Below are 12,791 nucleotides of genomic sequence, written 5' to 3' on the forward strand. Positions count from 1 at the left end.
GGCCATGAAAACAACTGTTGCCGAGATTTTGAGAGAATATGGACCCTTTGCGGGGGCCAAGAATGTGGCTGGCGTCACCTTCGACGGCCAGCGCGTCTGGTTCGCCTCGGGGGATAAGCTCAACGCACTTGACCCCGAGACTGGGGAGACGGTGCGTTCGATCGATGTCGCCGCGCATGCGGGGACGGCCTTTGACGGACAGCACCTCTATCAGATCGCCGAGGACCGCATCGACAAAATCGATCCGCAGACCGGCCAGGTGCTTGCCACGATCCCGGCACCGGGCGGTGGCGGCGATTCCGGACTTGCCTGGGCAGAAGGGTCGCTCTGGGTGGGACAGTATCGAGACCGCAAGATCCACCAGGTCGATCCCGAGACCGGGGCGGTCCTGCGCACCATCGAGTCCAATCGGTTCGTTACCGGAGTGACCTGGGTCGACGGCGAACTCTGGCACGCCACCTCCTCGGGAGACGGTCAGGGAGAGGTCCGGCGGATCAATGACGAAACCGGAGAGGTCCTGGAGCGACTCGAGATGCCGTATGGCGTGTCGGGGCTCGAATCCGACGGCGGTAACCGGTTCTTCTGCGGAGGCGGCGACAGCGGAAAGGTCAGCATCATACGGCGGCCGAAGCGGGCGGCATGATGGCGGGTGCGCGATGGCACCACGGAGTCGGTGTCAGTTGCAAACCCCGGTATTTATTCTGCCTTCTTGCCTTCCTCCTGCGCTCTCTTGAGATCCTCATCCGAAAGCATGCGCTGGTCCGGATCGGTGGTATCGCCGCCATTGGGGGTAAAGCGGAGCTTTTCCATATAGGGCGTCGGCTTCTTGCGCCGATAGTCAGCGAACTCCTTGGCGTAGTATTGGCGCGCCTCCTCGACGGTTTTGGCGCCGATGACGATGTCGTGCATCAGGTTGAGCGCCAGAAAGTTCGCCTGCTCGTCATGGCAACGCGCCGAAACCTCACCCGCGGTCCGTTCCACGATGACGCTGCCGTCGAAGGCGGCGAGATCTGAGAACTTTTCGGGCGGCACATGATAGTCGATGAAGGATTCGACCGAGTCGCTGTGGGGCGCCGGAAAGTTGTGGTTGAAGAAGGTCTTGCTCGCAACGATCCGCTTCCATGGACCGGCCTCGTGCCAGATGAATTGGCTTTCGCTCACCTCGTCCGGTTCGCCATAGGTATCGAGCACTAGTTTGGCCGCCTCCCGCGATTCCTGCGGCCAGGTTTTCATGACGTCTGCAGCAGCCATTTTCACCTCCTTTTGTGAGCAGAGGCCTATTCGGAGCCGCGCTCGGAGGCCTTGATCTCTTCTTCGACCTCCTTCTTGAGGCGAGCCCGCGGGTCGTCGGCCAGCTGCTTGCGCACACGTTCGACGTGCGCATCGTCAACATCGGGCGTACGGGAGCTGTCGTCGGGCAGGCCCGGCGCCGTCTGGGCGATCGACTCGTCGACCGGCCTGTCGTTGGCGCCGGTGCTGATCTTGGATTTTCTCGTGGACATGGCATCTCTCCGGTTTCCCGTTTCTAGCCCAACCGGGAAGACGGTTCGGGGTTGCACAATCTGATCTAAGCCAAGCGATGATCGGCATCGTGCGAGAGCCATATCGGCGCCGACCTCGCCTTCAATTTCCTTCCTTCAACGGCCGTAGAATCCGCCGGTGGCTTGACTCGGGTGGCGCCGGTATGGTTTATGACACCGATGTCATGACATCGGTGTCATAAACCGCTGCGGCATCCGGCCGACGAGACGGCCGACCAAGGGAGGTTCGGGTGGCCACGATCTACGATGTCGCCAAGGCGGCAGGCGTATCGCCGAAAACCGTCAGCCGCGTGCTCAATGGAGATGCGCCGGTCAACGAGAAGACCCGCGCGGCGGTGCACGCCGCCATAGGCCAGCTCAACTACGTACCGTCGAGCGCGGCGCGCACCATGCGCTCGCAGCGTTCGGGGCTGGTCGGCATGATCACCGGCGCCATCTCGACCTCGCCGCATTTCGAGCCCACGGGCCTGCCGGAAATCTACCTGGTGCAGGGCGCCCAGCGGGTCTTTGCCGAACATAACCTGACGCTCTTGATCGCCGATACGGGCGGCCATGCCGAACGCGTGCCGGATCTCTTGCACACCTTCCTCGAGCATCGCGTCGAGGGCATCCTCTATGTGGCCGAATATCACCAGGAAGTGCACCTGCCCGGGAATCTCCGCGGGCGGCACATGGTGCTGGTCAACTGCTTCGATGCGGTCGGTACGCCGTGCGTTTTACCCGACGACGAGGGCGGCCAGTTCGCCGTGGTCGACGGGCTCATCGGCAAGGGTCACACCCGCATCGGATTTCTGACCTTGCCCGAGCGGCAGGCTGCGCGCCCCCACCGCACCGAGGGCTACCGCAAGGCGCTGGCCAAGCATGGCATTGCCTTCGACGAGGATCTGGTCATCGCCGGCGCCATCAGCGATGTGGCGCACGAGTACGACCTGCTCTGGGACGCCCTCGACCGGCTCCTGCGCATTCCCGACCCGCCGACTGTCATCTGCTGCGCCAACGATAAGATGGCTATGCGCGTCTATGGGCTCCTGCGTGAGCGCGGGCTCGAAATCCCCAAGGACATCTGCCTGGTCGGTTACGACGACTACCGCATGATCAGCGAGCACATGCATCCGCCGCTCTCGAGCGTCGACCTGCCTTATGGGGCGATGGGCGCGCGGGCGGCGGCGAAGCTGATCCGCCTGATCTCAGGCACGAGCAAACCGAACGAGCCGAGCCGGGAACTGGTCTCGGGTCCGGTCGCCTGGCGCGAAAGCGTCAGGCCGCGTGACCGTGTGGTCACGCCATTCCAAACATGGAGGAGAGAAACGTGAAGACCCTGAAAACCCTTGCGGGGGCCCTGGCCCTCACCACCGCGCTCTCGGGCGCCGCCTTTGCCCAGACGGAGCTGAGCATGTGGTACCATGGTGCCGGCAGCACCGTGGAACGCGAGTTGATCAACCAGATCATCAGCGATTTCAACGCCTCGCAAAGCGACTGGACGGTCGTGCTGCAGGAGTTTCCGCAGATCGCCTATAACGATTCCGTCGTCGCCGCGGCCGTCGCCGGGAACCTCCCCGACATCATCGACGTCGACGGTCCGGTGATGCCCAACTGGGCGTGGGCCGGCTACATGCAGCCGCTGCAACTCTCGGAAGGCGCCCTCGACGGGTTCCTTCCCGGCGCAATCGGCGAGTGGGACGGCGAAGTCTATTCGGTCGGCCTCTGGGATGCGGCGGTTGCGATGTATGCGCGCAAGTCCGTGCTCGAGGAGAACGGCATCCGCATCCCGACGCTCGAGGAGCCGTGGACCAAGGACGAGTTCGACGAAATTCTCGAGACGCTGCAGGCGACTGGAGATTTCGAATACGCGCTCAATCTCGGCATGGCCGACCAGGGCGAATGGTATCCCTACGCCTTCAGCCCATTCCTGCAGAGCTTTGGCGGCGACATCGTCGACCGCTCGACCTACCTCACCGCCGAAGGTGTGCTCAACGGGGACGAGGCCATCGAGTTCGGCGAGTGGTGGCAGAGCCTCTTCGAGCGTGACCTGGTACCTGGCACCAGCCAGGACATGGCCGACCACCAGACCGGCTTCATCGACGGCGACTACGCGCTGCAGTGGAACGGCAACTGGGTCGCCGTGCAGGCGCTCGAAGCGCTGGGCGACGACGTCCTGTTCCTTCCCGCGCCCGATTTCGGCAACGGTCCCAAGATCGGCGCCGCCTCCTGGCAGTTCGGTGTCTCGGCGACCAGCGAACATCCGGACGGGGCGAGCGCCTTCATCGAGTTTGCCCTTCAGCCCGAATACCTGGCGGCCTTCTCGGACGGCATCGGCCTGATCCCGGCAACGGCGGAAGCGGCCGCCATGACCGAGAATTACGCACCCGGCGGACCTCTCGAAGTGTTCTACGGGTTGAGCGAAGCCCAGGCGACGCTGCGGCCGGTGACTCCGGGCTATGTGTTTGCAGCGCTCGAGTTCCGCAAGGCGCTCTCGGATATTGCGAACGGCGCCGACGTTGCAGATGCGCTCGATGCGGCGGTCGATGCGATCGATGCCGATATCGAAAGCAACAACGGCTACGGCTTCGAGGAGTAGTCGGAGCGATCGCCACGAGGTCGGCTGGGCACCCCCCTCCCGGCCTCCCCCACAAGGGGGGAGGTGCCACATTGTGCTTGTGGCACCATCCCGCGAACTCACCGGACCGGCACCTCCCCCCTTTTGGGGGAGGCCGGGAGGGGGGTGATCGCAATGAAACGCAAGGCGCCAGTGGGATGGACACCATGACTCCCAAGACCGCAAAATCGCTGCAGAACCATCCCACAGCGGGGTGGCTGATGATGGCGCCCGCAATCATCCTGCTCACGCTCTTCCTCATCGGGCCGTTCCTCTTGGCCTTCGGCTTCTCGTTCACCAACCAGCGGCTGATCTCGCCCAACCCGACGCAAATCGTCGGCCTGCGCAATTTCGAGCAAATGCTGGGCGTCGGCGTGCTGACGCTCGAGCCCGAGCGCGACAATAGCGGCGCGGTCGTGCGCGATGACGAGGGGCGGCCGGAATATCCGCGGGTGCGTACCTTCACGCGCAACAATCCCGATTATCCACACCTCGAGGGCATGCGCGAATGGTTCGGCTGGAGCTGGGGCGACAACCAGGTCGTGGTGCTGGCGCGTGATCTCGTCTTCATGAAGGCGCTGACCAACACGCTGATGTTCGTGGCCGTGGTTGCCCCCGTGCAGGCGGGCCTCGCCCTCCTCCTCGCGCTGATGATCAATCAGAAGCTCAGGGGCATAAACATCTTCCGCACGGTGTATTTCATGCCGGTGGTGGTTTCGATCGTGGTCGTCTCGCTGCTCTGGCGCTTCATCTATGACGGACGCAACGGGCTCCTCAACAACCTCCTCAGCTTCATCAGCTTCGGCCAGTTCCGGCCGGTCGACTGGCTCGGGGAGCCCTCGACGGCGCTTTGGGCGATCCTCGCCATGTCGGTGTGGCAGGGGGTGGGCTTCCACATGGTCATCTGGCTTTCGGGTCTGCAGACCATACCCGTCGCGCTCTATGAGGCCGCCGATATCGAAGGGGCGACGCCGTGGCAGAAGTTTCGCTTCGTCACCTGGCCGGGGCTGCGAAACACGGCGGTCCTCATCCTCGTCGTCATCACCATGCAAGCCTTCTCGCTCTTTGCCCAGGTCGACGTCATGACCCAGGGCGGGCCGCTCGACTCCACCCAGTCACTGGTCTTCCAGGCCGTGCAACGCGGCTACGAGCAACAGAATATCGCCGGAGGATCGGCCATATCTGTGCTCCTCTTTCTTCTGGTGCTGGCGATCTCGATCACCCAGCGATACCTCACACGGGAGCGCAACTGATGGCCACCGTTGCCGAACCCAACAAGAACCTGAAGACGGGCCTCAAATACCTGCTGCTGGTGCTGGTGGCGCTGGTCTTCCTCTTCCCCATGGTCTTCATGGTCGTCTCCTCGCTGAAGCCCGACTTGCAGCTTCTGCGCGACACGTCCTCGATCGCGGCGTTCCTGCCGGTCGGCGACATCTCGCTCGACAATTACTTCGCCGCGTTCCGGCGCGCACCGATCGGGCTCTTCGTCTTCAACTCGGTGTTCGTCACCGGCCTTACCGTCATCGGCTCGCTCTTTCTCTGCTCGCTGGCCGGCTTTGCTTTCGCCTTCCTCGAGTTCCGCGGCAAGAACCTGGTGCTCTCGATCGTCATCGCGACGCTGATCGTGCCGTTCGAGACGATAGCGGTGCCGATGCTGATGGTGGTCAATACTCTGCCTTTTGTTGGGCCGAACGGCCTGCAATGGGGCTGGCTCAACACCTACCACGTGCAGATCGTGCCGTTCCTTGCCGATGCGCTGACCATCTTCCTCTTCGTCCAGTATTTCCGCGACCTGCCGAAGGAACTGATCGAGGCGGCGCGGCTCGACGGAGCGACCTGGTTCCAGGTCTACGCGATGGTGATCATGCCGATCGCCGGCCCGGTGATCGCGACCGCTGCCATCCTCAAGTTCCTTGCCATGTACAACCAGTATCTCTGGCCGCTGATGGTCACCCAGTCCGAGCAGTTCCGGCCGGTGATGGTGGGCCTGCAGTACTTCTTCCAGCTCAACACAGCCTGGGGCGAGGTTATGGCCTATCTCTCGCTGATCACCCTGCCGGTGCTCGCCTTCTACCTGTTCCTGCAAAGGGCCTTCATCGCCTCGATCGCTTCGACGGGCATCAAGGGCTGATCCTTCTGACCAACGACTGAGAAAGTTCGACGAAATTGGCACTCTCCATTCCCGACAAGTGGATCTGGGACTTCTGGCTGACGCGCGACGGCGAGGACTGGCACATCTATTTCCTGCAGGCCGACAAGAACCTGGGGGATCCAGACCTGCGCCACCGCAACGTCACCCAGGGCCATGCGATCTCGCGGGACCTCAGCAACTGGACGCACCTGGGCACCTGCCTTACCCCTTCGACGGGGCCGGCGTGGGACGACTGGACAACCTGGACGGGTTCGGTCGTCAGGGACGAGACCGGCCTCTGGCACCTCTTCTATACGGGGACCAGGCATGGCGAGGAGCAGGGCCTCAAGCAGCGCATCGGCCACGCGACATCGCGCGACGGCCACAGCTGGCAGCGCGTGGGCGACGGGCTGGCACTCGACATCTCCGGCCCCAACTACGAGGACTACGCTCCCGGCCACTGGCACGACCGCGCCTTCCGCGATCCCTGGGTCATCCGCGATCCCAAGAGCGACGGCTGGCTTATGTTCATGACGGCGCGCGCGCCCGGCATCGCCGAGCCCAATGCCGCCGGCACCATCGGCCTTGCCACCTCGCCCGACCTCTACACCTGGACCCTGCAGCCGCCGGTCTATCGCGGTGGCATGTTCGGGCAGATGGAGGTGCCGCAGGTCTTCCAGTATCGCGGCAGGTGGTACTGCCTGTTCTGTACGGCCGCCGGGCACTGGTCGGAGGCCTACAAGGCCTTCAACCCACAGAGCCCCGTGACCGGCAGCCATTATCTGATGGCCGACAGTCCGCGCGGGCCCTGGAGCGTGGCGCCGGGGCCATTCCTCGAAGGGCACATGCCGTGCCGCCGCTATGCCGGCAAGATCGTCGAGAAGGACGGGGAGCTCTGGGCGATGGGCTTCATTCATACCACACCCGATGCCGATTTCGTGGGCGAGGTCAGTGATCCGATCCCGGTTTCGGTCGACGAGAACGGGCTGCTCACGGCCCATCCCGAGCGGATGGCGCCGGGCGCCAGGATATAGGAGGAGAAATGGCGGGACTGGAGTTCAAAGGCGTTCACAAGAGCTACGGCAAGGTCGACGTCATCAAAGGCGTTGACCTCTCGATCGCCCATGGTGAGTTCGTGGTTTTCGTCGGACCCTCAGGCTGCGGGAAATCGACGCTCTTGCGCATGGTCGCGGGGCTCGAGGACATCACGGCGGGCGAGCTCACCATTGGCGAGCGGGTGGTCAACCAGGTGCAGCCGCGAGACCGCGGCGTCGCCATGGTCTTCCAGTCCTACGCGCTTTATCCGCATATGAGCGTCTACGACAATGTCGGCTTTGGCCTGCGGCTCAAGAAGACGCCCAAGGATATTCGCGACCAGAAGATCCGCGAGGCGGCGCGCATCCTGCAGATGGAGCACCTGCTCGACCGCAAGCCCGCCCAGCTCTCCGGCGGCCAGCGCCAGCGCGTCGCCATCGGGCGGGCGATCGTGCGGCAGCCGGAGGTCTTCCTCTTCGATGAGCCGCTCTCCAATCTCGACGCGGCGCTGCGCATGGACATGCGCATGGAGATCTCGAAGCTCCACCAGGAGCTGGGTGCCACCATGATCTATGTCACCCACGACCAGGTCGAAGCCATGACGCTCGCCGACAAGATCGTGGTGCTCAATGCCGGCGTCGTGCAGCAGGTCGGCTCACCGCTCGAGCTCTATCACCACCCGGAAAACCTTTTCGTTGCCGGGTTCATCGGCTCGCCGAAGATGAACTTCCTCAAGGTCACGGCGGAGAAAACCGATGCCGGGCTGACCATCGCCGGCGCCGATCTCGAAGAGACCACGATCGCAGCCTCCGGATCGCAGGTGAGCACAGGAGACAGGATCACTCTCGGCCTGCGGCCGCACGACTTCATCGAAAGCGCCGACGGGCGGCTGCGTGGCGTGGTCGAGCTCGTCGAGCGGCTGGGCAATGAGACGATCGTCAACGTGCGGCTCGCCGGCGGCACGCAGGTCATTGCCGCGCTCGACGGCGACAGCCACCTGGAGGTCGGGCACGAGGCGCGCTTCGGCTTCGCGCCGGAGAAGCTTCACCTGTTCGACGCCGACGGGCAGACCATCGCGCGCTAAGTTCTATCGGCGTCTCTAGTCGAGATCGATCCGCCGCTGCGTCTGCCGATCGAACAGGTGCAGGTGGCGCGGATCGAGCGTGAAGCGCAGTGCAGCTCCAGCCTCGAGATCGACGCGCTCGCGGAACACGGCGAGGAAATCGGTGCCGCGCAGCCGCATCGACACCTGGGTCTCCGATCCGGTCGGCTCGATGACCACGACCTCGCCCGTGGCGGCGCCGTGATCGCCGGCGGCCAGGATCACGTGCTCGGGACGTATGCCGAGGATCAGCGGCTGCTCGACCAAAGCGTCCGGCATCGCGCGCGCGAGCGGCAAAACCACGTCGTTGTCCATGCGGAACGCCAAGGCAGAACCGTTACGGATGATCCGCCCCTCGAGAAGGTTCATGGCCGGTGAGCCGATGAAGCCGGCAACGAAGGTGTTGACCGGCCGGTCGTAAACCTCGAGCGGGCGTCCGAACTGCTCGACGATGCCGCTCCTCATCACCACGATCCGATCGGCCATGGTCATGGCCTCGACCTGGTCGTGGGTCACGTAGACCATGGTAATGCCCAGGCGCTGGTGCAGCTCCTTGATCTCGGCCCGCATGGCGACGCGCAGCTTGGCATCGAGGTTGGAGAGTGGCTCGTCGAAAAGGAACACTGCCGGGTCGCGCACGATCGCCCGGCCCATGGCCACGCGCTGGCGCTGGCCGCCCGAGAGCTGGCGCGGGTGTCGGTCGAGATAGTCTTCGAGTGCCAGGATCCGCGCGGCCTTGCGTACGCGCCGGGCGATTTCGGGCTTAGGCGTACCGCGTAGCTTGAGCGAGAAGCCCATGTTCTGCGCAACGGTCATGTGGGGGTAGAGGGCGTAGTTCTGGAACACCATGGCAATGTTCCGGTTCTTGGAGGAAAGGCCGTTGACCCGCCGGTCGCCGATCTTGAGCGATCCGCTCGTGATCGACTCAAGGCCCGCGATCATGCGCAAAAGCGTTGACTTGCCGCAGCCCGAGGGGCCGACCAGCACCACGAACTCACCGTCCTCGACCTCAACGTCGACCCCGTGAATGACCGGTACGGTGCCGTAGGATTTGCGGATGTCCTGAAGCGCAATCGAAGCCATGATGTCTTACCGCGGCCTTACGCCGCGTCCTGTCCCTCGTGATTGACTGCGGTGCGCTGGCCCGACGAGAAGATGATGAGCGCCAGGAGAGGCTCGGCGCTGGTGCACCTTGCCCAATGGCGCACGTTGCGGGGGATGCGGATGGCATCGCCCGGCTGCATCTCATAGATCGCATCGCCGAGCTTGTGCTCGCAGGTGCCCGAAACGACGTAAAGGATCTCCTCGCAATCGGGATGCGAGTGAAGCGCATTGCGTTCGCCGGGCTTGATCTCGCAGGTGCCGAAGGTCATTTCCGCGCCCGGCATCGCTTGCCCGGTTATCTTCCAGGTCAGTTGCCCCCAGGAGGTCTTTTCGATCGTGCCGTCGGCGCGCTTCGAGATCGGATCGGTCTCGGTCATATCGTCGTTTCCAAGCATCTAGAGTGTGCGGGTCTGACCGGCCTCGGTGGTCCGGTAGAAATCGAAGAGCTTCATGATCTCGACGGCGGCATCGAGCGTGCCTTTGGTCAGCGGCTTGTCCTCGAGCACCGCCTCGCAGAAGTGCAGCACCTCCGGCACATAGCCGAGGGTGAACATGTTGTTGTTGTAGAGCTGGCCGAGCGAGAACTCGGGTTCATAGATGAGGGCGGCGCTCTCCTCGGGCTGGATGAAGCTCGCCGCGCGCCCGTAGGCCGGGAGCCTCGCCTTGCGATAGTGGATCAGCCGGCAGCCGTTCTCGACGATGGCGTGGCTGCCCTCGCCGATGGCCTCGATGCGCTCGAGCGGAGCCGAGCCCGACTGGCCGGCGGCAAGGTGCAGCGCGCCGACGGCGCCGGAACGGAACCTCAGCGTCGCAACGCTGGCGCCCGTTACCGGCGTCCATTCATAGCTCGCCCGATCGATCTCGCCACCGAGGTAGTGAAGGATGGCACCGGGGTGGTAGATGTGGTCGAGAAAGCTCTGCATGGCGACGAGGTCGGCGCGGTCGGCCAGGGGCGGGATCGCCTGCGGATAGCGCACGACCAGCGATGAGAGGGTCCCGAACTCGGGGCTCGCGATGATGTCCTTGAGCTTTTCCACGGCCGGAAAGAAGGTCTTCTTCAACCCGGTCATGATCCGGCGGCCGGAGCGCTCGCTCAGCGCCTTCAGCTCCTCGACCTCCTGGCGCGAGGCGGCGGTCGGCTTTTCCATCCACACATGGGCGCCGGCCGCGACCGCGTCGCGGGCAAGGCGTGTGGCCTGCACGCGCCCGTCCTGGTCGTAGGAGGTGACGATGAAGACCACGTCCGGCTTTTCCGCGGCCAGCATCTCGGCGTGATCGGCATAGGTGCGCTCGGCGCCGAACGTGCGGGCGAAGCCCTTGGCGCGAGCGGCATCGAGATCGCAGATGGCAATGAGGTCGACAGGCGCATAACGGAAGGTCGGATAGACATTGCGATAGGCGTGGCCGCCCGCGCCGATGAAGCAGGCTCTGAGGCGCCTGTCATATTCGAAATTGTAGCGGATCTCGCGCTGGGTGTGGTGGAGCATGGTCAGCCTTTCAGTGCGCCCTGGGTCAGGCCTTCGGTGAAGCGGCGCTGCGTGAGGATGAAGAGGATAATGACGGGCAGGAAGGTGATGACCGTGCCCGAGAACACGAGCCTATAGGAGGTGGTGTAGGTCGAGGCGAAGCGGACCAGGCCCAGCGGGAGCGTCTGCACGTCGGGGCTGATGAGGACCACCAGCGGCAGGAAGAAGTCGTTCCAGGTCGAGAGGGCCGAGATGATGACCAGAGCCTGCATGGCCGGCATCGACAGCGGCAGGAACACCTGGGTCAGGATCTGGAAGTGGTTGGCTCCATCGATCCTGGCGGCCTCGGTCAATTCGTTGGGCACGCCGAGGAAGAAGCTGCGCATCAGGAAGATGCCGAAGGGGATGCCGTTGCTGACCTGGGCCAGCACGATACCCGTCAGCGAGTTGATGAGGCCGAGACCGGTCAGCACCTGGTAGAGCGGGATGATGATCGCCTGGACGGGAATGGTCAGCCCGAAGATGAAGGCATAAAAAATCCACTCGCGGCCCGGGAACCTGATCTTGGAGAGCGCATAGCCGGCCGGCACGCAGGTCAACAGCATCAGCAGCACCACGCCGGCGACGTTGATGAGGCTGTTGCCGATGAGGTCGGCAAAGCCGCCGACGCTCCAGGCGTCGACGTAGTTCTGCCACATCAACGCGTCGGGCAGGGCGAACGGATCGCCGACACCGATCTCCGCCTCGGTCTTGAGGCTCGAGATGATGAGCCAGAGGAACGGCGCGACGATGACGAAGGTGGCGGGCACGAGCGCGGCCAGCATCGGCAGGTCCTTGCGTGAAGGGATCATGTCGCCCCCCGTGCGCGCCAGCGGTTGAAAGTGACGGTGATGGTGATGGCGAGAACGCTCATCATGATGCAGAGCACCGCAGCCAGGCCATGGTCCTGGGCCTGGAAGGCCATGCGGTAAATGTAGGTGGTGATGATCTCGCTGGCGTAGAACGGGCCACCATTGGTCATGACGAAGACGGTGGCGAAGCCCTTGAGACCGTTGATCATGGCGAGCGAGACGACGAAGGTCAGCACCTCGCGGAGGCCCGGCAGGGTCACGTGGATGAGCTTCTGCCAGGCCGAGGCACCATCGACTTCGGCCGCATCGTAAAGGGTCGGATCGACGTTCTGGAGGCCCGCGATGAACAGCAGCATATAAAGGCCGAAGCCCTGCCAGGAGCTGGCAACGTTCACCGAAAACAGCACCAGAAACGGATCGGAGAGCCACCCCTGCGCCAGGTGCGACAGGTTGAGGCTGGCGAGCAGCGTGTTCAGCAGGCCATAGAACGGATCATAGATGTTGGCCCAGATGACGCCGACGACCGCGAGCGAAACGAGGTGCGGCAGGAAGAGCGTCGTACGAAAGAACACCTTGCCGCGCGCCAGGCTGCTGACCGCCAGGGCGAGGACAAGACCGAGGCCGCCGGCCAGCACCACGTGATAGAAGAGCCAAAGGAACGTGCGTAAGAGGCTTTGCCAGACGATGGGATCCTCAGAGGCGCGCACGTAGTTGTCGAGGCCGACGAACTGAGCCTCTGTATTGAACCCGCCGGAGTTGGTGAAGCTTATCCCGACCGTCGCGACGATGGGCAGGAGCGAGAACACCGCGTAGAGGGCGATGGCCGGCGCCAGCAGTGCAAAGGCCGTGCCGTAGCTGTCGCGGGTCGGATCGTCTTCCGTCCGCACCGCGGTGGGCGGAGCGTGGGCGGCCTCGCCCACGCGCTCAGGTATGGCGGATTTGCTTGCCATCATTCCGATCCGCTT

At 63.9% G+C, this 12,791-nt stretch carries 14 protein-coding genes; 7 read left to right on the forward strand and 7 right to left on the reverse strand.

All coding sequences use genetic code 11. From position 1 onward, the window contains the following. Nucleotides 1-4: 4 nt before the first annotated feature. Entirely contained in the window at nucleotides 5-643 is a 639-nt protein-coding gene (locus tag QQK18_RS02995; protein ID WP_284338794.1) for a Vgb family protein, read from the forward strand. Nucleotides 644-696: 53 nt separating this feature from the next. On the opposite strand, the gene QQK18_RS03000 is transcribed toward QQK18_RS02995, so the two are convergent. Further along, nucleotides 697-1,251, reverse strand: a complete 555-nt coding sequence (locus QQK18_RS03000) for a hypothetical protein (RefSeq protein ID WP_284338795.1) — start codon at nucleotides 1,249-1,251, stop codon at nucleotides 697-699. Between the two features lie 26 nt (nucleotides 1,252-1,277). Beyond that, entirely contained in the window at nucleotides 1,278-1,502 is a 225-nt protein-coding gene (locus tag QQK18_RS03005) for a hypothetical protein (protein ID WP_284338796.1), read from the reverse strand. Nucleotides 1,503-1,771: 269 nt separating this feature from the next. Between QQK18_RS03005 and QQK18_RS03010 the strand changes: the two genes are divergently transcribed. From QQK18_RS03010 to QQK18_RS03035, 6 genes are all read left to right on the forward strand, one after another. Further along, the gene (locus tag QQK18_RS03010) at nucleotides 1,772-2,854 is read left to right on the forward strand and encodes a LacI family DNA-binding transcriptional regulator (protein ID WP_284338797.1); all 1,083 of its coding nucleotides are present in this window, start codon (nucleotides 1,772-1,774) and stop codon (nucleotides 2,852-2,854) included. Then, nucleotides 2,851-4,119, forward strand: coding sequence for an ABC transporter substrate-binding protein (locus tag QQK18_RS03015; protein WP_284338798.1), 1,269 nt, complete (start codon nucleotides 2,851-2,853; stop codon nucleotides 4,117-4,119). The genes QQK18_RS03010 and QQK18_RS03015 overlap by 4 nt, the downstream gene beginning before the upstream one ends. Nucleotides 4,120-4,304: 185 nt before the next feature. After that, on the forward strand, nucleotides 4,305-5,390 hold the full coding sequence (locus QQK18_RS03020; RefSeq protein WP_284338799.1) for a carbohydrate ABC transporter permease: 1,086 nt from the start codon (nucleotides 4,305-4,307) through the stop codon (nucleotides 5,388-5,390). Beyond that, entirely contained in the window at nucleotides 5,390-6,268 is an 879-nt protein-coding gene (locus QQK18_RS03025; protein ID WP_284338800.1) for a carbohydrate ABC transporter permease, read from the forward strand. The genes QQK18_RS03020 and QQK18_RS03025 overlap by 1 nt, the downstream gene beginning before the upstream one ends. Before the next feature lie 35 nt (nucleotides 6,269-6,303). Further along, the gene (locus tag QQK18_RS03030) at nucleotides 6,304-7,302 is read left to right on the forward strand and encodes a glycoside hydrolase family protein (protein ID WP_284338801.1); all 999 of its coding nucleotides are present in this window, start codon (nucleotides 6,304-6,306) and stop codon (nucleotides 7,300-7,302) included. A gap of 8 nt (nucleotides 7,303-7,310) precedes the next feature. Continuing rightward, nucleotides 7,311-8,387, forward strand: coding sequence for an ABC transporter ATP-binding protein (locus QQK18_RS03035; RefSeq protein WP_284338802.1), 1,077 nt, complete (start codon nucleotides 7,311-7,313; stop codon nucleotides 8,385-8,387). 15 nt (nucleotides 8,388-8,402) lie between these two features. On the opposite strand, the gene QQK18_RS03040 is transcribed toward QQK18_RS03035, so the two are convergent. From QQK18_RS03040 to QQK18_RS03060, 5 genes are read right to left on the reverse strand one after another with little or no spacing between them, the layout of a single operon-like run. Beyond that, on the reverse strand, nucleotides 8,403-9,488 hold the full coding sequence (locus QQK18_RS03040; protein ID WP_284338803.1) for an ABC transporter ATP-binding protein: 1,086 nt from the start codon (nucleotides 9,486-9,488) through the stop codon (nucleotides 8,403-8,405). 17 nt (nucleotides 9,489-9,505) lie between these two features. Beyond that, entirely contained in the window at nucleotides 9,506-9,886 is a 381-nt protein-coding gene (locus tag QQK18_RS03045; RefSeq protein WP_284338804.1) for a cupin domain-containing protein, read from the reverse strand. A gap of 18 nt (nucleotides 9,887-9,904) precedes the next feature. Continuing rightward, nucleotides 9,905-10,996, reverse strand: coding sequence for a Gfo/Idh/MocA family protein (locus QQK18_RS03050; RefSeq protein ID WP_284338805.1), 1,092 nt, complete (start codon nucleotides 10,994-10,996; stop codon nucleotides 9,905-9,907). A 2-nt stretch (nucleotides 10,997-10,998) separates the two neighbouring features. Further along, complete coding sequence (locus QQK18_RS03055) at nucleotides 10,999-11,826, reverse strand: carbohydrate ABC transporter permease (RefSeq protein ID WP_284338806.1); 828 nt, start codon at nucleotides 11,824-11,826, stop codon at nucleotides 10,999-11,001. Continuing rightward, nucleotides 11,823-12,776 carry a carbohydrate ABC transporter permease gene (locus QQK18_RS03060; RefSeq protein ID WP_284338807.1) on the reverse strand — a complete coding sequence of 318 codons (954 nt, stop codon included), beginning with the start codon at nucleotides 12,774-12,776 and terminating at the stop codon, nucleotides 11,823-11,825. Before QQK18_RS03060 ends, QQK18_RS03055 begins: the two co-directional genes overlap by 4 nt. Between the last annotated feature and the right edge of the window lie 15 nt (nucleotides 12,777-12,791).

It is taken from the genome of Devosia nitrariae, assembly GCF_030160115.1.
Lineage (GTDB): Bacteria > Pseudomonadota > Alphaproteobacteria > Rhizobiales > Devosiaceae > Devosia > Devosia nitrariae.

Excerpts from the sequence above, each read along its gene's own strand:
- QQK18_RS02995 (WP_284338794.1), top strand. The coding sequence starts at position 5 with ATGAAAACAACTGTTGCCGAGATTTTGAGAGAATATGGACCCTTTGCG.
- QQK18_RS03000 (WP_284338795.1), bottom strand. The coding sequence starts at position 1,251 with ATGGCTGCTGCAGACGTCATGAAAACCTGGCCGCAGGAATCGCGGGAG.
- QQK18_RS03005 (WP_284338796.1), bottom strand. The coding sequence starts at position 1,502 with ATGTCCACGAGAAAATCCAAGATCAGCACCGGCGCCAACGACAGGCCG.
- QQK18_RS03020 (WP_284338799.1), top strand. The coding sequence starts at position 4,305 with ATGACTCCCAAGACCGCAAAATCGCTGCAGAACCATCCCACAGCGGGG.
- QQK18_RS03025 (WP_284338800.1), top strand. The coding sequence starts at position 5,390 with ATGGCCACCGTTGCCGAACCCAACAAGAACCTGAAGACGGGCCTCAAA.
- QQK18_RS03035 (WP_284338802.1), top strand. The coding sequence starts at position 7,311 with ATGGCGGGACTGGAGTTCAAAGGCGTTCACAAGAGCTACGGCAAGGTC.
- QQK18_RS03040 (WP_284338803.1), bottom strand. The coding sequence starts at position 9,488 with ATGGCTTCGATTGCGCTTCAGGACATCCGCAAATCCTACGGCACCGTA.
- QQK18_RS03045 (WP_284338804.1), bottom strand. The coding sequence starts at position 9,886 with ATGACCGAGACCGATCCGATCTCGAAGCGCGCCGACGGCACGATCGAA.
- QQK18_RS03050 (WP_284338805.1), bottom strand. The coding sequence starts at position 10,996 with ATGCTCCACCACACCCAGCGCGAGATCCGCTACAATTTCGAATATGAC.
- QQK18_RS03055 (WP_284338806.1), bottom strand. The coding sequence starts at position 11,826 with ATGATCCCTTCACGCAAGGACCTGCCGATGCTGGCCGCGCTCGTGCCC.
- QQK18_RS03060 (WP_284338807.1), bottom strand. The coding sequence starts at position 12,776 with ATGGCAAGCAAATCCGCCATACCTGAGCGCGTGGGCGAGGCCGCCCAC.